We start from the raw sequence: 23,814 nt of genomic DNA on the forward strand, positions 1-23,814 counted from the left end.
CAAGGCACATCGCCATCTCGAACGTTGTGAGAGATCCCTTGGTTCTGCCAGTTCAAGAGATCTCTCACAACGTTCGAGATGACGACAGTTTTAAACAATCTGTCATTGATAATTTTTTGCTTCGCAGCTATTTCGTGGTCAGCATGATGAGTGAGCCAATGAGTATAAAAAGCCCATTATGTTGTCATATCATTATAACTAGATTTTAAATGAAAAAAATTGTTTTGTTTCTTAGTCTTTGCCTTGCCCAATCTTTTTTGGTTAATGCTTTTTTTCAGGAGACACCAGGCTCTGGTAAGTTGATTTACGTATCCAAATCCGGAAATGATTCTGCCGATGGTTCCTTTGCGCGGCCGCTTTTGACTATTAGCCAGGCTATATTAAAAGCAGAGCCAGGGGACCAGGTGATTGTTCGGAAAGGTATGTACAGGGAACTCGTAGTATTAAATAGGAGTGGGGCATCTGAACAACAAAGGATTACCATAAAAGCCGCTAAAGGCGAAACCGTAAGCATTAGAGGCTCTGAACAGGCAAAAAGCTGGACCAAAGAAAAAAACGGCATTTGGAAATTGCTTATAGATACGTCATCGTTTAAAGGCATTATTTTTTTCAATAATGTAAAAATGCAGCAGCAGAATGAGCTTAAACACGTAAATGGAGCTGTATTAAGCTGGATAGCAGAAAACGGTGGTGGAAAAGTTATGATCAAAGCAAATTTTGGTAAAAGCAATCCCAACGAATCGCTTACCGAAATACCCGTAAGGTCATCCGGAATTTCAGCTTTGGAAAATGTAAATTATATTGCGTTAGATGGAATTCATGTGAGTCAGGTAGTGAGCGCCATTTCCAGCATCTATGGAAAACAGGGAGGAGCAATTGAGACGGGTGGAGGAACACACTGGATCATCCAAAACTGCACCGTAGACAATTGCAGTGGCGTGGGTATCTCAATTGGTAATACCGGTAAAACGTATCCTGAAGCCAGCCCAAGAAACCCGGAGTTCAGCAATTATAAAGAAATCGAAAAGGTTGGTCATCACGTCATTCGTAATAACCATATATTAAACTGCGGCCAGGCAGGAATTTTTGGTTTAGCGGGAGGCGCTGCAAGTTTGATAAATGGAAACCTGATTGAAAAGATCAATACCGAAGGGTTGTACACAGGCACAGAATCTGCCGGCATCAGATTGGCAGTGGCCATAGACGCTGTGATTAAAGGGAACTTAATCCGCCAGATCAAAGGAAAGCAAGGTTTTGGTATTTATCTGGGACCCTTGTTTCAGGCTACGCGGATCAGCGAAAATATAATTTCTGATACAGGGGCTGATGCAATATATCTTTTCAACAGCCATGGGCCGGCGCTGGTCGACAACAATGTGCTTGCTTCGGGAAATCAGGCCGGAAAATCAGGTGTCAAAATGCTCGCCAGTGAAGCGAATGTTTTTATCAAAAACCTGTTTTACAATTGTAGTTTTACCAATGAACGTCAGCCAGGGAAATCGGTGGCCACAAGTAATTATCTGCCCCATACTTTAGTCATCAAACAAACCATTCCTTCTCTCAATATAGACCATCGCTGGTTTGGGAATGTTTTTGTAAAACAAAAGCTGGATACCCAAAGCTGTACGGGATGCAAGATAGATTACAACACTTTTGTAGATGATGCCAATTTCCATTTGATACACACTGAGCGTGGTGCAAATGTTAAAGTTAACCTGAAGGGGAACGTAACAACACATCCCGAATTTAATGCAGATTTCATCGGTTTTTTTGCTTTAAGTAAGCAGTATATCGAGTATCCTAACGGAAATCCGAAACTGCCTAATTCATTTTTACTGTTAAAATAACAACATACAATGATCAGATTTTTATTTGCCAGAATTTTCATGTGCACTTTTTTAGTGATTATTTCATCAATGAGTAATGCACAGGTATTAAAATTGGAAAAGCCGAAAGCTTATCATCCGGCTCCTTTTACACATCCTGGCCTGCTGCATTCGTCTTCCGACCTGCTAAGAATGAAGGATATGGTAGCCAGGGGAATTGAACCCTGGAAGAGCGGATTTGAAAAATTTAAACAAAGTCCTTATTCTAGCGCCAGCTGGAAGCCAAGCGCAGCGGCACATGCAGAAAGAAGTCTGCTAACGGGAGCCGGGAAAAACATAGGTAATCTTGAAAAGGATGTATGTGCTGCTTATCAGAATGCACTGATGTGGACAATTACCGGAGATGAAGCTCATGCAGAAGCAGCGGTTCGGATTATCAATGCCTGGTCTGATACCTTTAAAATCTTTGATGGTACCGATGTAGAGCTTGGAGCAGGGTTGAATGTATTTAAAATGGCCAGTGCTGCCGAAATTATGCGTGCCACTTATCCTAAATGGTCGCAGGCAGAAATTAAGAAATGCCAGGACATGTTTAGTAATGTATTTTATCCTCCCATCCAATATTTTGCGCTTTGGGCACATGGAAACTGGGATTTAGCTTGTATGAAAGGTATGATGTCTATTGCAGTTTTTAATGATGATCATGAGATGTTTGATAAGGCAGTAGATTTTTTTTACAGAGGCCCTGGAAATGGGAGTCTTTTGCATTACATTGTCAATGAAGCCGGGCAGGGTCAAGAGAGCGGCCGCGATCAGCCACACAGTATGTTGGGAATTGGTCACCTTGCTGAGATGTGCGAAATTGGATGGAATCAGGGCCTGGACATGTATAAATTCTCAGATAACCGACTTTTAAAAGGATTCGAATACACGGCCAAATATAATTTAGGTGAAGATGTACCCTTTGAACCCCACATGGATATTAGCGGCCGGTTTCCTGCATCCACAATTTCTACCAATGGTAGGGGCAACCTCCGCTCTATTTTTGAACAGGTGTATAATCATTATGCCTTTAGGGTAAAGGGAATACCAGCTGAACAGTATAAATATACAAAGGCTGCGGCAGATAAATTAAGACCCGAAGGTGCGGGGTTTAATGCAGATAATGCAGGTTTTGGAACTTTATTTTTCTCGCTTAAGGAAAGCTTGCCAGATAAATAATAAAACCGTTAATATTTTTAATAATAGTAATTGTTTTTATGTGACTTTGATATTTTTTATGCTATTTTTTTATTAAATGAATAAAACTTGTTTATTGTTAGCTAAACAGGTTTAGCTTTTGTAAGTTTGAATAAGCCAAATATTTAAACATGCAAAAAGTTAATGAATTGACGGAGTTGTGGGATAACTCAATAAAAGGCGAAGAGCAGTCTTTTGCCTTGCTTCACAAATCATTGTATCCTTATTTATTTAGTTATACGGTTAAGACAATCAAAAATGAAAGTGTTGCAGATGATTTATTAGTCGAATTTTTTGTCAAATTCTGGCATAACAAATTACAGATCGGAAGCATTAGTGATGTTAAGGCCTATTTTCATAAGTCTGTCCGCTCAATGATCGCCAATTATGTTAAAAGCCAGCAAATAGAAGCAACACTTACAAAACAGTAACCAACCCAAGGTACTGACTGTTGCTGCGTCGTTTTCTATCTTCCGACACAAAGGCCAGATATACATCTACTTGTTTTCCAACAAAACTTTCATCCATCTTAAGTTTGGCAAATCCTTCCTTAGCTCTTTCAGATGCGGTATTAAATTTTGCCCGCTCACCGGTTATGTCATAAGCCACCAGCATTGCTCTGTCGTCATAAGCAAAATTGCCACCTGTCCAGCTAAAGCTAATTACATTTCCGCTTTCTGCAACGGCTGTTGCAGTGGTGGCCTGGCTCATATCTCCAAAACTTACCAATGCCAGGGCCGGATTGATCTGGAAATAGGAGGGAATCCCAATTAGCGCATTTTTAGAATTGTAAGATTTTGCAGCTACAAAACCCTCAAAATTGGCTGCATATCCCTGAAATCCAACACGTAAAAATTCAAGTAGTGGTTGTAGCCATGCCTGCACGTAGGCGAATTTTTCTCTGTTTATTAATTCTTTTGGCGTGGGTGGGCTTGTTCTAAGCCTTGGTTTGCCACGCATAAGGCTTCTTTCTTTTGATTGATAACCGACAACAGTGCCCGCTTTTCCGCTAAATCCTCCTAAAATTCCGTTTTTGATAATTGCCATAATTATAATTGCTAAAAGGTTGATATATAATATATTAATATCTTTTTATAAATAAAAATTTGATTAGAACTATATAGGGATATTAAAAGGATTTTATCCCTACTATGTCCCTGTTACCTCCCTGTTATCTCCCTGTTTATGCTAACGATGAAATCGCCGTATAAGCGCTCTGGAATCTGCGGGTAATTTTAGAGGCACTTTATTTTTCAATTGGCTTAGCGGATTATACTAGAAAGAAAAAAAGCTATATATTTAATTTGGATGATCGTTAATCGTATAAAAGATATATCGCTTAAACCAAAGCACATGCTATTAAAAAAAAGTATTAAACTCTTTATCATTGCAGTAGGCATAAACAGCCTTGCCTACGCTCAAACGAATAAAAATGAGCCGGTAAAGGTTGCTGTTGATTTTTCAGCATCAATAGCTCCAATGAAACCACTATGGGCCTGGTTTGGATATGATGAACCAAATTATACCTATATGAAGGATGGTAAGAAATTACTGACCGAAATTGCGGCGGCAAGTCCCGTACCGGTGTTCGTTAGGGCGCATAGTTTATTGGTAACCGGTGATGGTGTGGCTGCTTTAAAATGGGGCTCAACAAATGCTTATACCGAAGATGCCAGTGGAAATCCGGTTTATAACTGGTCTATTATCGACAGTATCTTTGATACTTATATCAAAAGAGGTATGAAACCGCTGGCACAGATTGGCTTTATGCCCGAAGCACTCTCGAGCAAACCTGTTCCTTATAAACATAACTGGAAACCAGGTGATAAATACAGCGATATTTTTACTGGTTGGGCGTATCCTCCTAAAGATTACAATAAATGGACAGAGCTTGTTTATCAATGGGTAAAACATAGTGTTGAGCGTTACGGAAAAGAAGAAGTAGAAAGCTGGTATTGGGAACTTTGGAACGAACCAGATTCGCAATATTGGAGAGGAACACAGCAGGAATTTTTTAAATTATATGATTATTCTGCCGATGCTGTTAAAAGAGCTTTGCCAACGGCAAAAATTGGAGGGACTGATATTACAGGGGGAGCAATGAAATTTCAGGATGCTTTTATAAAACACTGTTTGTTTGAGACGAATTATGCAACCGGAAAAACCGGATCGCCGCTTGATATCCTTTTATTTCATGCCAAAGGATCTCCAAAATTGGAAAATGGAAGAGTGGTTATGGGAATCCGTAGTCAGCTTCGAAACATTAATGATAATTTAAAGGTCATTGCGGCTTATCCGCAGTTAAAGGATCTACCGATAGTGATTGGAGAGTCGGACCCCGAAGGATGTGCCGCTTGCGGTATGGCTACTGATCCTCAAAATGCATATCGAAACGGAACCATGTATTCCAGCTATACTGCCGCATCTTTTGCCCGTAAATATGAACTGGCTCACTTACTGAAATCTAACCTGATTGGTGCGGTTACCTGGGCTTTTGAATTTGAAAACCAACCATGGTTTTATGGTTTCAGAGACCTGGCAACTAATGGAGTTGATAAACCGGTATTGAATGTATTCAGGATGTTTGGAATGATGAGAGGTGATTTGGTAAAGGTTGATGCAAACAGAATGTGTCCTCTGGATAGTATTTTAGCATCTGGTATTCGTGGTGCCCACACAGATATTGGTGCATTGGCATCAAAAGATGCAAAATCTGCTGCGGTTATGGTTTGGAATTATCATGATGCTGATGAAAAAGGCAGCGCCGAAAAAGTTAACATTCAGCTTAATGGATTGCCCTCGAAAACAATAGAGCTTAAACATTATCGTATTGATGATCAGCACAGCAATTCGTACGAAGTTTGGAAAAAAATGGGTTCTCCGGTAAGTCCGACAGCTGTACAAATCAAACAACTTGAAAAAGCCGGGCAACTGGCTATGCTCGAAAAACCTTCGATACTTAAAACTAAAAATGGAACTGCTAATTTAGAAATCTTACTGCCAAGACAGGGTGTATCCTTTCTGCATCTTTCATTTAAATAATTAAACCAAAAACCTTTTATGGCAAAATAGTTGAATAAAAAGCCAATATGAGCGTAAGCACGGGAGCGGTAATGTGTTACATTTGATCTGGATACTAATCAAATATAAAATTCTAGTTTCAATAATTGTGTCGGGCATGGGCGTAAAGTCCATTTACAGTTTTACCAATGTTATTATATAAACAATTAAACGATGAGGAGTTGGCTGATCTCTTGAAGAAAGGAGATCATTTGGCATACACTGCCATCTTTGACCGTTTTTATGGTTTATTATTTGTACATGCCTGTAAGCTTTTAAACGATCAGGACGAGGCAAAAGACGTAGTTCAGGAATTATTTGAAATATTATGGACGCGTCGCGAAACCATTTCATTTGATCGTAGCCTATCTTCTTATTTATATTCGGCCATCAGGAACCGTATTATAAACCGTATTTCGCACAATGCTGTAGAAAATAAATACATCAGCTCACTGGCTGGCTTTATAGATCGCGATACTTACTTTGCAGATCATAGAATAAGGGAGGTTGAAATGAGAAAGATGATTGAACGGGAAATTTCGGCCTTACCATCTAAAATGAGAGAAGTGTTTGAACTGAGCAGGAGAGACTACCTCTCTTATAAACAGATTGCAGTTAGGCTTCAGATATCTGAACAGACCGTACGCATGCATGTGAAAAAGGCTTTACGCATACTTAGGCCCAAGTTTGATTTATTTGTTATTGCTTTTTATAGTTTGTTTTTGTACTTCATATAGCGTTTGAATACCAATGCCAGATTGTTTTAAGCTGCCGTCATTTCGACGATAGGAGAAATCTCCTGATTATGCAAAGGTTCGCAGTTACTCCGTGGCCAAGAGATCTCTCTTTACATTCGAGATGACGGGCAGTCCGATAGCGGGATTTTATTCCTTTATCTTTTTTTTTATTAAAATAAGTACCCCATACCCCCCAGCTTTCCTGTCATAGTAGCATAAAGTATAAATACCAAATATATTGTATGCATAGGGATCCCGGAGAACTGTTAGAAAAATACAAGGCCGGCAATTGCTCTGAAGAAGAAAAAGCAATTGTTGAAAGCTGGTATCTGGAATTACATTCTGGAAAGGAGGCTCCTTCACATAAAATTATTAGCAAGACTAAAGACGAGGTATGGGCGGCATTGTCGGCCCAGAAGGATAAGGAATCTCAGCCTGTTCAGATAAGTAAGCTCTTACTTAAAGTTGCCAGTTGGGCAGCTGTAATCAGCATCGTCGGTTTCATTGGTTTTATTTATTTAAACAAACCGGGGAACCGCTCCTCAATAACTGGCGTTTCAAAAAAACAAGACATCCCTCCGGGAGGTAACAAAGCATTTTTAACACTTGCCGATGGCAAAAGGATTTCATTAACCGATGCGGCTAATGGTGAGGTGGTTAAACAGGAGGGCTTGGTAATTAATAAAACTGCAGATGGTCAGCTGGTTTACACAGTATCAGACTCTGAACCCCAGGGTAAAAATGGAGCTCAGTTATTCAATACCATAGAAACGCCCAATGGAGGAAAGTATCAGGTTAATTTGCCTGATGGCACAAGGGTTTGGCTAAATGCCGCTTCATTATTACGTTATCCAACTAAATTTAGTGGAAGTAAAAGAGTTGTTGAATTGACAGGAGAGGGCTATTTTGAAGTAGCTAAGCTACCCGGTAAAATTCCATTTATTGTTAAAAGCGAAGGACAAGAAGTAGAGGTTCTGGGAACACACTTTAACATCAACAGCTACGAAGACGAAGGCCCAATAAAAACTACCCTTTTAGAAGGTAGTGTTCGGGTAATCCGCTCAAAATCTAGTGGGAATGCGCCTGATAACAACGTATTGTTAAGGCCAGGTGAGCAGAGCGAGCTGGGTGATCAGAAGATAAATGTAAAAGAAGTGAATACGGAAAGTATTTTGGCCTGGAAAGACGGAGACTTTGTATTTGATGGCGATGATCTGAAAAGTATTATGAGAAAAGTAGCAAGATGGTATGATGTAGAAGTGATCTATAAAGGCGAGTTTGATGATGTGAAATTTGGTGGCTTGATCTCCCGCTCAAAAAACATATCGTCGGTATTAGGAATTATGGAGTCCACAAACAAAATACATTTTGTAATTGAAGGCAATCGGATCACGGTATTGCGCGATAAAAAATAAACAAGCAAATATTAATAACTAACCAAAAAAATAAACAGCATGAGAAGAAGAATGACCACACAACTTATACCCTGATTTGAGGTAATAAAGCCTGGAATCGGTATTATGCTGTAACAACCAGGCAAAGCCTAAAAAACCGGAAGTGCTTCGAACCACTCCCGGTAAAAAATGGCTGGGATTACCCTCCAAGAGTTATTTTTTCGTTAAACCCCAACTAAACAAATGTATGAACTTTTACAAACAATCTGTATGTAAGCCGCGGAGCTTTGTACCTAAATTTCTGCTGATTATGAATTCTGCTTTACGCAGATTTAAAGAGACAGATCATAGTAAACTAATTATGAGAGTTAAGATTACTACAATTTTACTAATCACCCTCTTTTTGCAGATTGCCCAGGCAAGTAAGGCTCAACGTATCACCTTTTCAAAAAAGAATGCCAGTCTGCAACAATTGTTTAAAGAAATCCGTAAACAAAGTGGATACGATTTCTTTTACAATCTGGAAGATATAAAGAAAGCGAAAAGAGTAGATATTTCAGTTAACAATGAAACGCTTGAAGAAGTATTAAAACGCTGTTTTGAGGGGCAACCTTTTACTTACGTGTTTAAGGACAAAACGGTGATCATTAAAGATAATGTGGCCGATATTATACCAGCAAAAAGTACTTCGGTTCAAAAATTAGAACTTAAAGGAAAGGTTACTGACGAAAAGGGCGGGCCATTGCCTGGTGTTAATATAAAACTTAAAGGAAGCAATACCGGTACCATAACAGATGGTGATGGCAATTATGCGCTGACCTTGCCTGATGGAACGGGAACGCTTGTATTTAGCTTTATTGGCTTTGCACAACAGGAAATTCCTGTAAATAACCGTACCTCCATTAATGTGGTGTTAAAAGAAGAAAGCAGCGCGCTTTCTGAGATTGTGGTGGTAGGTTATGGCACACAAAAGAAAGTGAACCTCACCGGGGCTGTAAGTAATGTTACGGGTACAGAGTTAACCACCAGGCAGGCACCAAACACAACCTCTTTATTACAAGGCAGAATGCCGGGTGTGCAGGTAACACAGAATTCTGGTCAGCCGGGAGCAGAGAGTGCAACTATACAAATTCGTGGTCAGGGTACTTTTAGTGGTGCAGGCAATGATCCACTTATCTTGATAGATGGTGTAGAAGGTAATTTAAATAATGTAAACCCAAATCAGATAGAAAGTATCTCTGTATTAAAGGATGCTGCTTCGGCAGCAATTTATGGTTCCAGGGCTGCAAATGGGGTGGTTTTGGTAACCACCAAAGCTGGTAAAGCAGGAAGATTAAATGTTGACTATAGCTATAATTATGGCAGTCAGAGGGCCACTTCTATCTATGATAGGATTACCAATTCTGTTGAATTTATGGAATTGCTTAATAAAGCAATTGCGCACACCGGTACCAGTGCCAACCAAATCTATACCCCCGATCAGATTGAGCAATACCGCCAGGGTGCCATTACAAATCCTGCACAATACCCAAGTTACGACTGGATGGATGCGATTTTTCGCACAGCTCCAATGCAACAGCATTATGTGAGTGTTAATGGTGGTAAGGAAGGAACAACGTATAATTTTGGTGCCGGCTATCTTGATCAGGATGGTATCCTTATAGCAACCGGTTATAAAAGATATGATGCACAGTTTAACTTTAAAACAAGTTTGAACAATAAAGTCACTTTCGGAACCAACATTGCTTTTTCTAAAGGAGACCGGAATGAGACTGCATTGAATAATAATTTTGATGGAAATTCGACAGAAGACCAGATTTTAAGTGCCTTAGCTGCTCACCCTACATTTACACCAAAACTTCCGGATGGAAGTGGAAGATATGCTGCTAAAGCCTTTATTCAGGAAGGTGGAAATAAGAATCCGGTGGCCACGGCAGAAAATGGCGGAAGGTATATCAAGAACTATTATACACTGGCATCTGCATTTCTTGATGTAGATATTCTTCCTGGATTAAAAGGAGAGATTAAAGGCGCAGTAAAATATAATGATAAGCAAACGAAGGTACATGTTGTTGGTGTACCGGGATATATGTTCCTGCCGGATGCAAGCGGACAATACTTGTACAATACACAATGGAACGGAACCGTAGGTGAAAATAACCTGACCGTTCGAAACGAAAAGGATGTTCAGTATACTGTATTCGGAACATTAAATTATACCAAAACCTTTAATGAAGTACATAACTTCTCTGCGTTATTGGGAGGAAGTCAGGAAACTTTTCGCTACGATCGTTTACAGGGCTTTAAAAGAAATGCCCCTTCTGATGATTTGATCGAACTTGGGTCTTATTCTCCGGGTGGACAGCTGGCCGATGGTTATGCTTATCAATGGGCACTACAATCGCTATTTGGAAGGATCAATTACAATTACAAGGAGAAATATTTGCTGGAAGGAAACTTCCGTTATGACGGTTCTTCACGTTTTCCGAAAGGAAACAAATGGGGATTTTTTCCATCTGCTTCTGCCGGATGGAGAATTTCGCAGGAAGACTTCCTGAAATCTGTTGATTGGGTGGATAACCTAAAAGCGCGGGTATCATGGGGACAGGTTGGGAACCAGAATGTTAATCGATCGCTTGGTGGTGAATCAATGCCTTATCCATATCAGGATGTTTTGAATCCGGTTTTATACAATATTGGAGGCTCTTTACAGCAAGGGGTAACCCGAACCGATCTGATTAATAGAAATATTACCTGGGAAACGACTACGGTAACCGATATAGGTCTGGATTTCAGTTTATTTAAATCATCGTTGTTTGGTAGCGTAGACTGGTATTCTAAAAACACAACGGATATTTTGAGGCCACTTCAGGTGCCTGATTTTATAGGCGTTGCCGGTCCAACAGTAAACCTTGGCGAAATGAACAACACTGGTTTCGAAGTCTCGCTGGGATACGAAAACAAGATCAATGATTTTCATTATAAAGTGCAGGGGAATTTTGAGACCTACAAAAATAAGGTAGTGAAATATGGTGCGCGTGAAATTAATGGCGGCAATGGAACGATCAATCAGGAAGGGCTGCCTTATAACTCTTATTTTATGTACGTATTTGATGGCATCTATCAAAATCAGGCCGAAATTGACAATGGTCCAACTCCACTTGTTAAACCTAAACCTGGCGACATGAAATACAAAGATGTAAGTGGGCCAAATGGTGTTCCTGATGGCAAAATTACTACAGATGACCGAATGGTTGTTGGAGGGGCTTTCCCTAAATTTAATTACGGACTAAGCTTCAACGCTGATTATAAAAACTTTGATCTGAGTTTCTTCTTCCAGGGAATTCAAGGCCGTAAGATCTATGTTAAAGAATGGGGAATTGCGCCATTCAGACAAGCAGGGCCGCCGCCTACGTTCTGGAGAAATGCCTGGGATGGAGAAGGTACATCAAATACCATCCCTCATATTTTCAACGAAAATTATACGCCTAATACTCAGGTTTCTGACTGGTGGTTACAGGATGCTTCTTATTTGAGGTTAAAGAATTTTCAGCTGGGTTACAGCTTCCCGGCCAAGCTAATTAACAGAGCTAAAATTCAGGCACTAAGATTATATGTATCTGGAGACAATCTGCTAACATTTAGCGACTTTTTTAAAGGGAGCGATCCTGAACGGGCAGCAGCCAGTGGCCGGGCAGCAATTTACCCCCAGGCTAAAATTTATTCATTCGGTGTGAAAGTAACACTATAATCATTGATGTTATGAAGACTATATATATAAAAACAATGCTTCTGATGATGTTGAGCACAATGGTGTTTTCATGTAAGAAGACTTTAGATACAGATCCGCTTTCTAATCCCAATTCCGAAAATTTTTGGAAAACAGAAGGAGAGGCCAATAAGGCACTCATAGCTTGCTATTATAAGCTTAAAGAACCAATTATTTCCAATGGGGCAGGGCAAAGCGGTAATTCCCTTTACTGGGAAGCGCTGTCTGACAATGCGTCCAATACCTCTAATTACGAAGCATTTGATATTGTAATGAGGGGAGAGCATAATTCTGCGACAACAGGAATTGTGAGTAAATCTTTTACTTTTGGTTTTCAGGGAATTGCTTATTGTAATTATTTTCTGGACAACATAGACCGTGTTAGTGTAATTACAGATGTTGTACGGAACAAAATGAAAGGCGAGGCTTTGTTTCTAAGGGCTTTTTACTATAATGATCTTACCCAGCTTTATGGAGATTTGCCACTTATTTTGAAACCAGCTACATTGGATGGCGATTTTTTGAAAACACCCAGATCACCTAAAACCGAGGTAGTTGCCCAGATCCTGAAAGATCTTGATTTGGCCATTTCTTACTTGCCAGCAACTGCATTTAGTGACGGCCGTGCAGTAAAAGGTTCAGCAATAGCGCTTAAAACCAGGGTGCTGTTAAATAATCAACGATATGGTGAGGCGGCTGATGCAGCCTGGACATTAATTGGTGATGCCGGTAATCCGTTTAGGCTTTCTGATAATTATGCAGGTATATTTTTTGGTAATCAAATTAACAACAAAGAGATCATGTTCTCTGTGCAATTTAAAGCCCCAGATGATTATCACTCTTTGGATCAGGTTATTGGTGGGCGTATGTCGGTATTTCCAACGGTAGAACTGAAGAATGCTTATGAGCCAAATGATCCGCGCAGAAAGATGACCATTTTTGAAGCGGGGGATCCGTGGGCATACAATCCGGGAGGCTTTAAACAAGCTGGAAGTACGGCTGAAGGACAAATTCCTTATACCACTATGGCCTTTAAAAAATGGGTAAATCCTGCTATAAATAATGCATCTGGTGCTACATTGAGTGATCAGCATATGGTTAAAATCCGCTATGCCGATCTGTTGCTGATGTATGCTGAGGCCATGTTTGAAAATGGGCAAGGTGCTGACCCGCGTGCTTTAAAGGCATTGAATGATGTAAGGGCAAGACCTGGAGTTAATATGCCGGCACAGCTTGTGCTGACCCGTGAAATCATTAGAAACGAGCGTAGAGTAGAACTTGCCTTTGAGGGTTTACGGTACAACGATTTAATCAGATGGAAAATAGCAGATCAGGTTATCCCTCAGGTAGCTTATGATGCCAAAGGAACAAAGAGAAAGTTTAAGTCTTACCTTTTTCCGATTCCATTGAGCCAAATGGATATTATGAAAGGCGTGTGGACACAGAATCCAAACTTTTAGGTAGTGCGTAGTCTGTGGGCCATGTTTCTGATCCTGTTCTGTTTTGCTCAAAAAAGTAAGGCACAGGAAATATATTCAGGAAGATATAAAGCTGTTTTCGCAACTGCGCCTAAAAAGGTGCCAACGTCAAAAACTCCAGATGGTCCGTTGGCGGGAAATGGAGATATTGGGCTTACCCTTGGTGGTAGCCCTGATAAATTGTTGTTCTACTTAGGTAAAAATGATTTCTGGCGGGCATATCCGGTTTATCCCGGAGGAGGTATTGCTTTGCCAGGATGGTTGGAAGTTCATATTAGCGCCCTTAAGGGCGCTAATTATTATGCAGAACAAATTCAGGACAGGGCCTTAATTGCGGGAAAGTTTACGAAGGATGATCTTACAGTAATCCTTAACTCCTGGGTATCGGCTACAACGAATACGGTGATTGCAGAATTTACAGCAAATAAGGCCTTTACAATGAACCTTGCCTTAAATGCTACTGAAGGAAATACCTCTGTAAACACAAAAGGTATTAATGGAGATGTGATTTGGGTAACCCGCTCTTTCGAGAATACTCCATTACTGGAATGGCCTTCGCATGTTGCTATCGCACTAAAAGTACTGGGCGGAAAAGTTGAGAAAGATGGGACGCTTAATATGAAAGCCAACCAGAAACTCACCCTATCTGTTACCATGTATACCAATTGCGATAAAAATGATTGGAAGGAAAAGACGATCCAAGAGGCGCAGTCTACAACACAAAATTCAATTGCGGCCATAAAGAAAGAACATGAGGGCTGGTGGAAGGATTTTTGGAGCCGCTCAAACGTTCAAATTGGCGACTCCTTAATTGAGAAGTATTACTATGCTTCACAATATCTGTTCGGATCTACTTCAAGAGGGAATAAATTTGCTCCCGGTATCTGGGGACCATTTATAACCAGGGATTCATCCTCATGGGGAGGGGATTATCATTTAAATTATAACTACCAGGCTCCCTATTGGGCTGCATATTCGTCCAATTACATAGATCAGACGGCTAATTTCGATCAGCCCTTATTGGATTATATGGAAAAGGGAAAACAACACGCCCAGGAATTACTTCATATTAAAGGGATTTATTATCCCGTTGGAATAGGCCCTAAGGGATTGGTAACTACCCGCTGGCCGCTTACTCCGGATGAAATGGAAAAAAGATATGCGACAAAGGAGAATACCATTGATGGAGGATATAAATTTTTAGGCCAAAAGATCAACGCTGTTTTTAGTGTAGGGAATATGCTGATGCGTTTTTACAGTACTTATGACACCGCCTATGCCCAAAAAGTTTATCCTTATATGCTGGAATGTGCTGATTTTTGGGAGGATTATTTAAAGTTTGAGAACGGGCGTTATGTGATTTATATGGATCATTATGGTGAGGTGATGCCAAACCTTAAAAATAAGGGGAAATGGCGAGATCAATTGGGCGATTTTAATTCGACACTTTCTGTTGGCCTTGTGAAAATGTTATTTAAGGGAATCATTGATGTAAGTAGCTTTTTAAAAGTCGACCCTGAAAGGGTAGATAAATGGCAGCATATTGTAAAACATATAAGTGATTTTACTGTGGGTGAAGTAGATGGTAAACTGAGCTTAAAAGAAGTTGAAAAGAGCCCTTCTGTCAGGCATAGCCGTATTTCCGGTTTGGCACGGGTTTCTATCCATGGGTTGATACTTCCGGGTGGTGTATGTGGCCCTAAAACGGATTCAGCTTTTAACCAGATCCTGCTTAGTGATGTAAGCAGATGGAAGGAAAGAATGAACGCTCCGGGTGAATGGGCAAATACGCTGGGTAATGGAATTGAAACCTGTTTTCCTGCCGCGGTAAGGGTTGGATATGATTCTGATGAAATTATTAAACAGCTGAAAGACCGGATTGCACTGCAATCGCTTCCAAATCTGTGGATCACTGCTGATGGTGGAGGGACAGAAACCCTTGCCGCGGTTCCATTAACGATAAATGAAATGATGATGCAGAGTTATGAACAGGTGATCAGAATATTTCCAAACTGGAACAAGGCTAAAGATGCAAGCTTTGAGCAATTGCGGGCCTATGGTGCTTTCTTAGTAAGCAGCCGCCTGAAAAATGGCAAAATTGAATATGTTAAACTAGTAAGCGAGGCGGGTAGACCATGCAGTATAGACAACCCTTGGTTGGGAAAAAAAGTGCAGTTAATCAGGAACGGGCAGAAGGTAGAGGTGTTAGCTGGTAAAACATTTACGTTTGATACAAAAAGAGGCGAACAGCTGGAGCTAACAATAATATGAAAATTATGAAATCAATGAGAATGACCATCCTGCTATGTATCATTAGTATAGCTTGTTTTGCACAGAAGAAGATACACATCCTGGTCATTACAGGCGGGCATGGTTTTAAGCAGGAGCCGTTTTATCATATGTTTGATTCATTAAGCAAGAATATTAGCTATGACAAACTGGAACAACCTGCAGCCAATGAGCTGATCGCCTCTCCGGCTGTTGATAAGTATGATGCCCTGGTTTTTTACGATATGTACAATTCCATTACTTCTGTACAAAAACAGGCTTATATGCATTTGTTGAACAAGGGAAAGGCAATGATATTTTTGCATCATTCTTTGGTATCTTATCAGGATTGGGATGAGTTTCAGAAGATCATTGGAGGTAAATATTATGAGCAGGCAACCGTTGTAAAAGGGGATACCATAAAATCAAGCTACCAGCACGATGTTATTATACCCGTAAAAATTGAAGACCATAAGCATCCTGTTACCAAAGGGCTTAAAGATTTCGAGATTTACGATGAAGTATATGGCCATTTTGGTACTCAGCCAAACATCAGACCCCTGCTTAGTACTACTCATCCAGGGAGTTCACATGATATCGCATGGATTAATACCTATGGACAAGCAGATGTATTGTTCATCCAACTAGGACATGGGCCGGAAGCCTTTGGAAATCCCAATTACAGGAAGTTGCTACTGCAGGGCATTGAATGGTCGGTATTGGGGCATAGAAAAAAATCCTGAAATGAAAACTATTTAGTCTGTTGTTGGTTTATAAGGTACATTAGGAGAGCAAATTATGGACCCGTTTAATATTATCATCACCAGTCATGGGGAAAAGGTTGATTTAAACATACACCCCCAGGAAGCAGGCAGTTATAAGGTGGTTTGTCATGGCGGACTTGTAGGGGAAATATTTATGAGCAAATCAGGGAGCTGGGAGGCTGTTTCGGCTGACGATCTGGATTCAGGTGGTTACCCCATTTATGAGTACGATGAAACATCCGGGCATGCTGATCTGCTGCTTGATGAACTTGTAGTACAAGATATTGGCAAGCAGATCAGCGATATTGAGGGGCTTTAGAGGTCGTTATTTCTGTTCGTTTGCCCAGTCTTTAAACTGAGTAATTGATTTACTAAGAACACCTGCAGAGCCTTTGAATTTGCCAGAACCGCTTGGTACCCCACCTTTGCCATACCATTCATAGAAACCATGGTTTTTGATAACAAGATCAATCATAGGGCGAACTTCTTCATAAGCTTCTTTTACAAATCCATTAGCAATCAATTGCTGGATCATTCTTCCTCCAAACCAGGTCCAATCTCCTCCATTTTGATAAATGTATGGTTTTGACATCCCTCCACGGAAAAGGCCCTCAGGATAAGTAGGGTATATGGTAAGGCCAATACTTGGCATGCCCGAAAGCTTTACGTTTTCAACCATTTGTTTGTTAACGATTGCAATTTCATCTTTTGATAATAATCCTGCCTCAATAGCAACCGCAGTACCTCCGTGATAGTGAATATTATTCTCGTCAAAGCCTGCGGGGACAGGAGATTTTCCCGGATAAATATGAGGAATGAATTTCTTCCTTTTTTCGTCCCACAGGTGTTTTCTCACGTTTGCTTTAACTGATTTCTGTAATTCTTTCCATTGGGTGATCTGGTTTTTATCAGTGGTCATTTCCTGAAGATAGTTGAGTGCAATAATTAGCATTGCATTATCATATACATCTATTGCTTCATCAGATAGGTTGTTCCAGTCGCAGCCAAAGTCATCATTAGGCTGTACATCGCCCCAATCAGCCGTCATTGCTCCGTAAAGCAAGCCATAACTTTTGTTGTATCTTTCCTTAAGTAAATACCTGATCATGCGTTCCATTCTTGTTAATACGGTTACACCGGCAATTTGTTCGCTTAAAATACTTGTATCTCCTGTTTTCTTAACGTATTTGCCTACAAGCTGAATTAATGAGGTTTCCTGATCTGTTTCAACAGTGTTTTTAAAGCCTACATGCTTAGGGTCGTTATCAGAATAGTAAGGTGTATCATCGTTCCATGTGAAGTCCTTTTTCAAGACATAACCATCCACCATCTCGTCATTTTTTTGCTGAAGCGCGAAGAAGACTAAAATGGCCCCTTTAACTTCTTCTTTGGAAGTCTCCTCGAGCGCGGTTACAATAAAGGTATTCATATCGCGTGCCCAGATCTGCGAGTAACCACTTCCTGCATTAAACCCTTCTTTTATGGCAGTTCTGGCCATGCTGTCTACTATTTGCATGGAGGTGTCTGCCAGAATAGATTTTGCGAGTTGTTGTTCTTCACTTTGTTTAGTGGATGAGCAGGAGCAAATAAGAAAGGTAAGGGCCAATAGATATGCCGAATAAATCTTCATGAGTTTGTGGTTTTTAATGTATGTACATACGAAGATAATAAAAATGTAATAATTCATTTGATTCATTGAATTATTTGAGTTTTAATAGTTTTTTTATATTTTTATGTGCGGGGTTTAAAAAATATCTGTATATATGTATATACAATATAAATAGCCTTAACCAAATAGCACAAAGTATTATGATGGATTTTTTTCAAGCAATTTATGATTGGGTTATCGGTTTCTTTGGTATTGGAAATTTTATCAAGATCGTTAACTCTGGGGATTACAGCTCCTTTTTAACTTACGACGGATTTACCTCTATTATTGGGCCTCTTTTTCCAATAGTTTTGGTAATTGAGATATTAACGGCTTTAATATTAAGGAAATTTAAAGCCATTGATTATAAAATATCTTTCTTTTCGTACGTTTTTAATGCTTTTGTAGGACGATTTATCTCCATAGCTGCAATTGTATTTTGTATAGGGCTTTTTGAGAAGTATGCTATCTTTAAAACTAGTTTTACCTGGTATTGGTTTATTTATGGCTATATAGTATGGGAATTCGGGCATTTCATTTATCATTATCTTGGTCATAAAGTTCGCTTGTTCTGGTGCCTGCATTCTACTCATCATGCACCACAGGCTATGAATCTGTCTGTATCTTATGCACACTTTTTTCTGGAGGGGCCTTATGCGGATGTGATTAGAACTACGGTATGCATTTTATTAGGCGTAAATCCGCCGATGTTGTTTGTAATTATGTTTATTGATGGGTTTTACGGTGGTTTTATACATATAGGTGAACAACTGATGAAGGATGGTAAATTGGGCTTTTTGTATAAATACATTCTGACACCTTCGCACCATAGGGTACATCATGCTAAAAATCCATTGTATATGGATACAAATTTTTGTAACCTGCTGAATATCTGGGATCGAGTTTTTGGCACTTATCAGCCTGAGGAGAAGAATCTTCCAATCGAATACGGTATTACCAGAGAAATGAAACCTAATAGTTTTCTGGATAGTTATTTTGGGGAGTTCGCCTGTTTGATAAAGGATGTTTACAAAGCCCCAGGACTTAAAAATAAATTCCTGTATATTTTTATGCCACCAGGATGGAGCCATACAGGTGATCATAAGACGGCAAGTAAAGCCAGAAATGAGTTTAAGGAAATTCAACGCCAACCGATACAAAATGAGTTAGCGTCTGACTTTAGTGCGGATCCAAAGCAAATAGTGATTCAGGAATCTATTTAAGTTCTGTGTGGTTTTTTATTGCATTAAGGTAATTTCTGATATCTTTTTCCAGCAAAACAGGATACTGATAAGTTAGTTTTTCTGCCAGTTCTGTGCCCAACTCATGGGCAATGTCTGCATAGGCAAATAAAGCCCGCCAGTTGTCCTGGATTTCGGCAGAGGCAAAAGTTGCTTCAATTTTTTTCCATAATTCAGATGACAAGTATTTCTTAAAAAAGCGGCCGTGTTTATTGGTGGTAATTTTCCAGTCATGCGAAAGAGAGATGTACCATTCAATCATTGGTACAAGATAATCATTCCTCATCATGTTTTCCGTCATGAACTTAGCATAGAAAAGCTCATCCCGGGCAAGGCACTTGGCCACGTATGTCATGTCCCACCAGAAGTCGTTCATCACTTGTGCGAATTTTTCAGCTCCTGGTTTTTTTATGATAACAGACTGATATGTTGGCGGCTTTAAGTTTTTACAGAGCCGATCTTTATCTATTAAAACTTTATAGCCTACATCCCAATCTTCCGGCAATTCAGATTTAGCGGCTTCTTTTTGAAATTCCAGTATGCTATAGAGTTTGAAATCAACCTTTACATAATCTTCATAAAGCACCATTCTCATGGCATGCTTCCCATCAAAGGCTTCTTCACTTTCAGCTACTTTGGCAATAACTCTTCCGAACTCACTGAGCCAGCTGTCATCTTTAAGGGCTGCAGTTAAATCTTCAAAAACCAGTTCAATATCAAGGTCGCTGAATTTATCTACGGGTGCAATGGCGCTGGCCAATGAACTGGTGAGCAGTACAGCCCTAATCTCATGGTTTGAATTAGCCCAGTTTATGATGTGTTTTAGCTTTTCGTTTCTGGCTTTAACCATAGTGATTGGGTAGTTGTTTTGGAAATTGAGTTCATAGCAGGTTAAAAATAGCAATTTCAGCCCTTGCTCCAAATCTTGCAGGTAAAATACTCGTTCCAACACCTTTGGAAACATACATTTTAGGAACATTATGATTATACCATCCTTTAACATATTTTCCGCTTCCCGGTGGCAAAAATGGAGCATAGCCAAATAAATTTATCTGGCCTCCATGTGTATGTCCCGAAAGGATAAAATCAATATTCGTGTCCTTATCCGTTTGACTTGAAATATAGTCGCTGTACTGAGGGCAATGATTCAGAACAATATGGTAGTCGCTTTTTTTATAGCCTTTTATTGCAGTGCCATAATCAGCCTTGCCTCCAATAAAATCATCTACACCTGTTATTGAAATGGACTTATTCTTGAACGAATACTGTGTTGTTTCATTAATTAGCAGAGTGCAATTATTGCCTGCATAAATTTTATTTAACTCATCTAAATCGATATTACCCCAATATTCCCAATTACCTAAAATGGCCACCTTTTTTATTTCCTTATCAATTAGTTTTAAAAACTCATTGAGTAGAGGAGTGTTTTCCGATTTATCTATCGCATCACCGGTAATTAAGATTAGTTGAGGTTGTAATTTGTTAAGCTTATTTGCCAGATGCTTTAACTGATAATTTACAGATTGAAGATGCAAATCAGAGATTTGAACAACTTTGATATGGGTTGTTTCTTTAGTTGCCTTGCCAATGTAAAATTCATTAGTTTCGATAAAAAACTTCTCAATCCAAAACATATCTGCCAGGATGGTTCCGAATGTAGCCAGAAGACCTGCCCTTATGAATTTTCGCCTGGTTAGTTTCATTGTCAACTTTAAATATTAAGGGCCGTATTCCAAAGAAACGATTTTTTTCGATTTTTACACGATGGGATTATACTATCTTTAGCATCAACGTATATATTCATGAAAGTCGCTTCACTACCTGAAAATGAATCTGCCAGGCTATCGGCCCTTGCTTCCTACCAGCTTATGGATAGTGAACAGGAGCAGGAGTACGATGACCTTGCTATGCTGGCCGCAGAAATTTGTCAGACACCAGTTGCTTTGATTACCTTAATTGGAGAGCAGCGTCAATGGTTTAAATCCAGATATGGGACTGAATTAACAGAAAATCACCGTGATTATACTTTTTGTAGCCATGCAATAATAGATGATCAGGAGATCATGATCGTCAGCGATGCTACTGAAGATTCTCGTTTTTTTGATAACCCGATGGTAACCCAGCATAAAGTGGTTTTCTACGCAGGTGTTCCTCTGGTAAATCCTGATGGATATGCACTTGGGAGTATCTGTGTTATTGGTAATGAAAAGAAACAGCTCAATGACAGCCAGATAAGGGCATTGAAAATTCTGGGGCGACAGGCGCTTCAATTGATCGAGCTACGTAAGAAAGTATACGAATATGAAGAAGTGAATAAAGCGCTGGAAGAGTCAAATGGTTTGGTTCAGAAATTTGCCGAGCGCGTAGCCCACGATATCAAAAATCCATTGGGTAATATCATGCTTACGGCACAAGCTTTAAGAAGTAAAGCAGAGAAGGCGGGGCATGATGGCTATTATCGTTTTATTGACATTTCGCTAAATTCAGCAAAGAAACTAGTGGACTACGTTAATGAACTGCTCAGGGACACAAAAACTTCTACAGGGGTAGGAGAAGAGAAGGAAGTTTTTTCCCTTACCCATTTACTGGAAGAAGTAATCAGTATGCTTACTGTACCAGAAAATTGCAAACTCCAACTTCCGCTGGACGCGGAAATTTGTTCCTCCAGAATTGCATTGGAGCAGATATTGCTGAACCTATTAAGTAATGCCATAAGATATAACGATAAAATTCATCCTGAGATTAAAATAAAGTTTGAACAAACTGCAGAAGGATATACTTTCGTAGTAGGCGACAATGGCATTGGTATGTCGAAAGAGGTTCTAAGCAGTATTTTTGAGCACGGCTATTGTTCCGGCGTTTTGGATCGCTTCAGTAATATCGGAAATGGTATTGGGCTTGGTACTGTGAAATCGCAGGTAGAGAGATTACGTGGACGTATTGAGGTAGAATCTACAATGGATGTAGGGTCTACCTTTTTTCTTTACTTGCCTAAGTGATCCAATCATTCCTGTCTTAATTGGCGTTTATGGGTTTATTGTTTACTTGAAGCCAATCAAATGAGTTCTCCAAGCGGGCATTATAATGTAACTGCTTATTTATCCCCTGATGGAAATGAGGATGTATTGAAATCTCATATCGAAACCGCTGCTGTAGTTGGCCAGCAATATTTTGTGGTTCCGGCGACGCCTACAGATATCAGGACACCTGGCACTATCAATGACTATAAACGAATGGCACAAAAGTTTAACGGGGCAGGCGAATTATGTAAAGATCACCAACTTAAACTTGGATATCACAATCATGCATTTGAGTTCAAGGATTTGCGTAATGGGCTAACAGGCTATGACGTATTTTTAAAAGAGACTGATCCTGGACTAGTTAGTTTTGAGCTGGACATTTTTTGGCTTATTAATGCAGGTTATGATCCTTTGGTTTTATTTAAAGAAAATCCGGGCCGTTTTAAAATGTGGCACGTGAAGGATATGGATAAAACAGACAAGTCTGTTTATACTGAAGTAGGAACGGGCAGAATTGATTATAAGGGTATTCTGGCCGAGGCTAAATTATCGGGACTTGAAAATCTCTTTGTGGAGCAGGATGTTATTAAAATTGATCCTTACAAGAGTATTACTCAAAGTTTAAATTATGTAAAAACTTTAGTCGGTTGATCTGGTTGGTTAAATAACCAGATCGCTCGTCATCTCGAAAGAAGAGCGCCGTACGTTGACGGTAGTATGATTGTCAACGATAGCATGATTGTCATTACCACTTCTTTGTATTTTTAATACTTTAGCAATTTCTGTAAAATCAATTGGCCTTCCTCCCAAAATCCTAGGTTTGAGTCGGAATTAATATGGCCTTTCTCACCGATATTTATGAATTCACTGCCCCACTGTTCTGCAAAATATTTGGCTCTGTTTAAGCTTAGGTAAGGATCATTAAGACTTGCCACTACTATTGATGGAAAAGCGAGCTTTATTATTGGTATTGGTGCAAACCCTCTTACAACATCGGGGGTGTGTTCAGGAGAATCAACGTCTGCAGGAGCTACAAGCAATGCTCCTTTGATTTTAGATTTATCATATTTAACCGCCCAATGAAGCACTAGTGAAACCGCAAGACTATGGGCAACTAAAATAACCGGCGAGTCCAATTTTTCTATAGCCTCATTTAGTTTTTCTAACCATTTTTCCAATTCAGGTTCATCCCAATTTTCCTGCTCGATCCTTACGACGTTGTCAAAGCTCCTCGACCAAAAGCTTTGCCAATGGTCATCTCCAGAACCGCCTAGTCCAGGTATAATCACAATTTTTGCTTCCATTTTTCTAAATGCAGTTGTTTATTCTTTTATTCTAATAGGGCTTAGGTATAGATTTTAGCTCCTAAT

Annotated in this window: 19 protein-coding genes; 14 read left to right on the forward strand and 5 right to left on the reverse strand. The window is 39.7% G+C overall.

What is annotated here, in order from left to right:
- The first annotated feature begins 209 nt into the window (after positions 1-209).
- The 3 genes from AC1DDK_RS06345 to AC1DDK_RS06355 all read left to right on the forward strand — a co-directional run bounded on the left by AC1DDK_RS06345 (position 210) and on the right by AC1DDK_RS06355 (position 3,496).
- A complete protein-coding gene (locus AC1DDK_RS06345; protein WP_288879212.1) occupies positions 210-1,847 on the forward strand; it encodes a right-handed parallel beta-helix repeat-containing protein in 1,638 nt (545 codons plus the stop codon).
- Between the two features lie 9 nt (positions 1,848-1,856).
- On the forward strand, positions 1,857-3,047 hold the full coding sequence (locus AC1DDK_RS06350; protein WP_172660170.1) for an alginate lyase family protein: 1,191 nt from the start codon (positions 1,857-1,859) through the stop codon (positions 3,045-3,047).
- Positions 3,048-3,196: 149 nt separating this feature from the next.
- A complete protein-coding gene (locus tag AC1DDK_RS06355) occupies positions 3,197-3,496 on the forward strand; it encodes an RNA polymerase sigma factor (RefSeq protein WP_172660171.1) in 300 nt (99 codons plus the stop codon).
- Here AC1DDK_RS06355 and AC1DDK_RS06360 read toward each other — a convergent pair.
- Entirely contained in the window at positions 3,483-4,112 is a 630-nt protein-coding gene (locus AC1DDK_RS06360; protein ID WP_172660172.1) for a DUF6266 family protein, read from the reverse strand. The genes AC1DDK_RS06355 and AC1DDK_RS06360 overlap by 14 nt on opposite strands.
- 306 nt (positions 4,113-4,418) lie before the next feature.
- Between AC1DDK_RS06360 and AC1DDK_RS06365 the strand changes: the two genes are divergently transcribed.
- The 8 genes from AC1DDK_RS06365 to AC1DDK_RS06400 all read left to right on the forward strand — a co-directional run bounded on the left by AC1DDK_RS06365 (position 4,419) and on the right by AC1DDK_RS06400 (position 16,854).
- Positions 4,419-6,107 (forward strand): GH39 family glycosyl hydrolase, encoded by a 1,689-nt coding sequence (locus AC1DDK_RS06365; protein WP_337716826.1) that lies wholly within the window; start codon positions 4,419-4,421, stop codon positions 6,105-6,107.
- 167 nt (positions 6,108-6,274) lie between these two features.
- Positions 6,275-6,862, forward strand: coding sequence for an RNA polymerase sigma factor (locus tag AC1DDK_RS06370; RefSeq protein WP_172660174.1), 588 nt, complete (start codon positions 6,275-6,277; stop codon positions 6,860-6,862).
- A 242-nt stretch (positions 6,863-7,104) separates the two neighbouring features.
- Positions 7,105-8,277, forward strand: coding sequence for a FecR family protein (locus AC1DDK_RS06375; protein WP_337716828.1), 1,173 nt, complete (start codon positions 7,105-7,107; stop codon positions 8,275-8,277).
- 289 nt (positions 8,278-8,566) lie between these two features.
- The gene (locus tag AC1DDK_RS06380; RefSeq protein ID WP_477611810.1) at positions 8,567-12,007 is read left to right on the forward strand and encodes a TonB-dependent receptor; all 3,441 of its coding nucleotides are present in this window, start codon (positions 8,567-8,569) and stop codon (positions 12,005-12,007) included.
- Positions 12,008-12,018: 11 nt separating this feature from the next.
- Entirely contained in the window at positions 12,019-13,485 is a 1,467-nt protein-coding gene (locus tag AC1DDK_RS06385) for a RagB/SusD family nutrient uptake outer membrane protein (protein WP_337716832.1), read from the forward strand.
- Positions 13,486-13,488: 3 nt separating this feature from the next.
- The gene (locus AC1DDK_RS06390; RefSeq protein ID WP_337716834.1) at positions 13,489-15,774 is read left to right on the forward strand and encodes a glycosyl hydrolase family 95 catalytic domain-containing protein; all 2,286 of its coding nucleotides are present in this window, start codon (positions 13,489-13,491) and stop codon (positions 15,772-15,774) included.
- A 5-nt stretch (positions 15,775-15,779) separates the two neighbouring features.
- Positions 15,780-16,514 (forward strand): ThuA domain-containing protein, encoded by a 735-nt coding sequence (locus AC1DDK_RS06395; RefSeq protein WP_337716836.1) that lies wholly within the window; start codon positions 15,780-15,782, stop codon positions 16,512-16,514.
- Positions 16,515-16,569: 55 nt separating this feature from the next.
- Positions 16,570-16,854, forward strand: coding sequence for a hypothetical protein (locus tag AC1DDK_RS06400; protein WP_172660179.1), 285 nt, complete (start codon positions 16,570-16,572; stop codon positions 16,852-16,854).
- A 6-nt stretch (positions 16,855-16,860) separates the two neighbouring features.
- Here AC1DDK_RS06400 and AC1DDK_RS06405 read toward each other — a convergent pair whose 3' ends face one another.
- Entirely contained in the window at positions 16,861-18,165 is a 1,305-nt protein-coding gene (locus AC1DDK_RS06405) for a GH36-type glycosyl hydrolase domain-containing protein (RefSeq protein WP_172660180.1), read from the reverse strand.
- Positions 18,166-18,344: 179 nt separating this feature from the next.
- Between AC1DDK_RS06405 and AC1DDK_RS06410 the strand changes: the two genes are divergently transcribed.
- Entirely contained in the window at positions 18,345-19,406 is a 1,062-nt protein-coding gene (locus AC1DDK_RS06410; RefSeq protein ID WP_288879219.1) for a sterol desaturase family protein, read from the forward strand.
- Here the strand turns inward: AC1DDK_RS06410 and AC1DDK_RS06415 are convergent.
- Both AC1DDK_RS06415 and AC1DDK_RS06420 read right to left on the reverse strand, forming a co-directional pair.
- The gene (locus AC1DDK_RS06415; protein ID WP_288879220.1) at positions 19,399-20,274 is read right to left on the reverse strand and encodes an AadS family aminoglycoside 6-adenylyltransferase; all 876 of its coding nucleotides are present in this window, start codon (positions 20,272-20,274) and stop codon (positions 19,399-19,401) included. The two genes, AC1DDK_RS06410 and AC1DDK_RS06415, sit on opposite strands and share 8 nt — an antisense overlap.
- Positions 20,275-20,305: 31 nt before the next feature.
- On the reverse strand, positions 20,306-21,127 hold the full coding sequence (locus AC1DDK_RS06420; protein ID WP_288879221.1) for a metallophosphoesterase: 822 nt from the start codon (positions 21,125-21,127) through the stop codon (positions 20,306-20,308).
- 99 nt (positions 21,128-21,226) lie between these two features.
- On the opposite strand from AC1DDK_RS06420, the gene AC1DDK_RS06425 reads away from it, so the two are divergent.
- The gene (locus tag AC1DDK_RS06425) at positions 21,227-22,423 is read left to right on the forward strand and encodes a GAF domain-containing sensor histidine kinase (RefSeq protein WP_477611811.1); all 1,197 of its coding nucleotides are present in this window, start codon (positions 21,227-21,229) and stop codon (positions 22,421-22,423) included.
- A gap of 60 nt (positions 22,424-22,483) precedes the next feature.
- A complete protein-coding gene (locus AC1DDK_RS06430; protein WP_288879222.1) occupies positions 22,484-23,095 on the forward strand; it encodes a sugar phosphate isomerase/epimerase family protein in 612 nt (203 codons plus the stop codon).
- A 113-nt stretch (positions 23,096-23,208) separates the two neighbouring features.
- On the opposite strand, the gene AC1DDK_RS06435 is transcribed toward AC1DDK_RS06430, so the two are convergent.
- Complete coding sequence (locus tag AC1DDK_RS06435) at positions 23,209-23,748, reverse strand: RBBP9/YdeN family alpha/beta hydrolase (RefSeq protein WP_172660185.1); 540 nt, start codon at positions 23,746-23,748, stop codon at positions 23,209-23,211.
- Positions 23,749-23,814: the final 66 nt, after the last annotated feature.

It is taken from the genome of Pedobacter sp. 05T44, from assembly GCF_056395985.1.

Excerpts from the sequence above, each read along its gene's own strand:
- AC1DDK_RS06360 (WP_172660172.1), bottom strand. The coding sequence starts at position 4,112 with ATGGCAATTATCAAAAACGGAATTTTAGGAGGATTTAGCGGAAAAGCG.
- AC1DDK_RS06425 (WP_477611811.1), top strand. The coding sequence starts at position 21,227 with ATGAAAGTCGCTTCACTACCTGAAAATGAATCTGCCAGGCTATCGGCC.
- AC1DDK_RS06430 (WP_288879222.1), top strand. The coding sequence starts at position 22,484 with ATGAGTTCTCCAAGCGGGCATTATAATGTAACTGCTTATTTATCCCCT.
- AC1DDK_RS06380 (WP_477611810.1), top strand. The coding sequence starts at position 8,567 with ATGAATTCTGCTTTACGCAGATTTAAAGAGACAGATCATAGTAAACTA.
- AC1DDK_RS06415 (WP_288879220.1), bottom strand. The coding sequence starts at position 20,274 with ATGGTTAAAGCCAGAAACGAAAAGCTAAAACACATCATAAACTGGGCT.
- AC1DDK_RS06420 (WP_288879221.1), bottom strand. The coding sequence starts at position 21,127 with ATGAAACTAACCAGGCGAAAATTCATAAGGGCAGGTCTTCTGGCTACA.
- AC1DDK_RS06435 (WP_172660185.1), bottom strand. The coding sequence starts at position 23,748 with ATGGAAGCAAAAATTGTGATTATACCTGGACTAGGCGGTTCTGGAGAT.
- AC1DDK_RS06395 (WP_337716836.1), top strand. The coding sequence starts at position 15,780 with ATGAAATCAATGAGAATGACCATCCTGCTATGTATCATTAGTATAGCT.
- AC1DDK_RS06410 (WP_288879219.1), top strand. The coding sequence starts at position 18,345 with ATGATGGATTTTTTTCAAGCAATTTATGATTGGGTTATCGGTTTCTTT.
- AC1DDK_RS06350 (WP_172660170.1), top strand. The coding sequence starts at position 1,857 with ATGATCAGATTTTTATTTGCCAGAATTTTCATGTGCACTTTTTTAGTG.
- AC1DDK_RS06405 (WP_172660180.1), bottom strand. The coding sequence starts at position 18,165 with ATGAAGATTTATTCGGCATATCTATTGGCCCTTACCTTTCTTATTTGC.
- AC1DDK_RS06355 (WP_172660171.1), top strand. The coding sequence starts at position 3,197 with ATGCAAAAAGTTAATGAATTGACGGAGTTGTGGGATAACTCAATAAAA.
- AC1DDK_RS06375 (WP_337716828.1), top strand. The coding sequence starts at position 7,105 with ATGCATAGGGATCCCGGAGAACTGTTAGAAAAATACAAGGCCGGCAAT.
- AC1DDK_RS06365 (WP_337716826.1), top strand. The coding sequence starts at position 4,419 with ATGCTATTAAAAAAAAGTATTAAACTCTTTATCATTGCAGTAGGCATA.
- AC1DDK_RS06345 (WP_288879212.1), top strand. The coding sequence starts at position 210 with ATGAAAAAAATTGTTTTGTTTCTTAGTCTTTGCCTTGCCCAATCTTTT.
- AC1DDK_RS06400 (WP_172660179.1), top strand. The coding sequence starts at position 16,570 with ATGGACCCGTTTAATATTATCATCACCAGTCATGGGGAAAAGGTTGAT.
- AC1DDK_RS06385 (WP_337716832.1), top strand. The coding sequence starts at position 12,019 with ATGAAGACTATATATATAAAAACAATGCTTCTGATGATGTTGAGCACA.
- AC1DDK_RS06370 (WP_172660174.1), top strand. The coding sequence starts at position 6,275 with ATGTTATTATATAAACAATTAAACGATGAGGAGTTGGCTGATCTCTTG.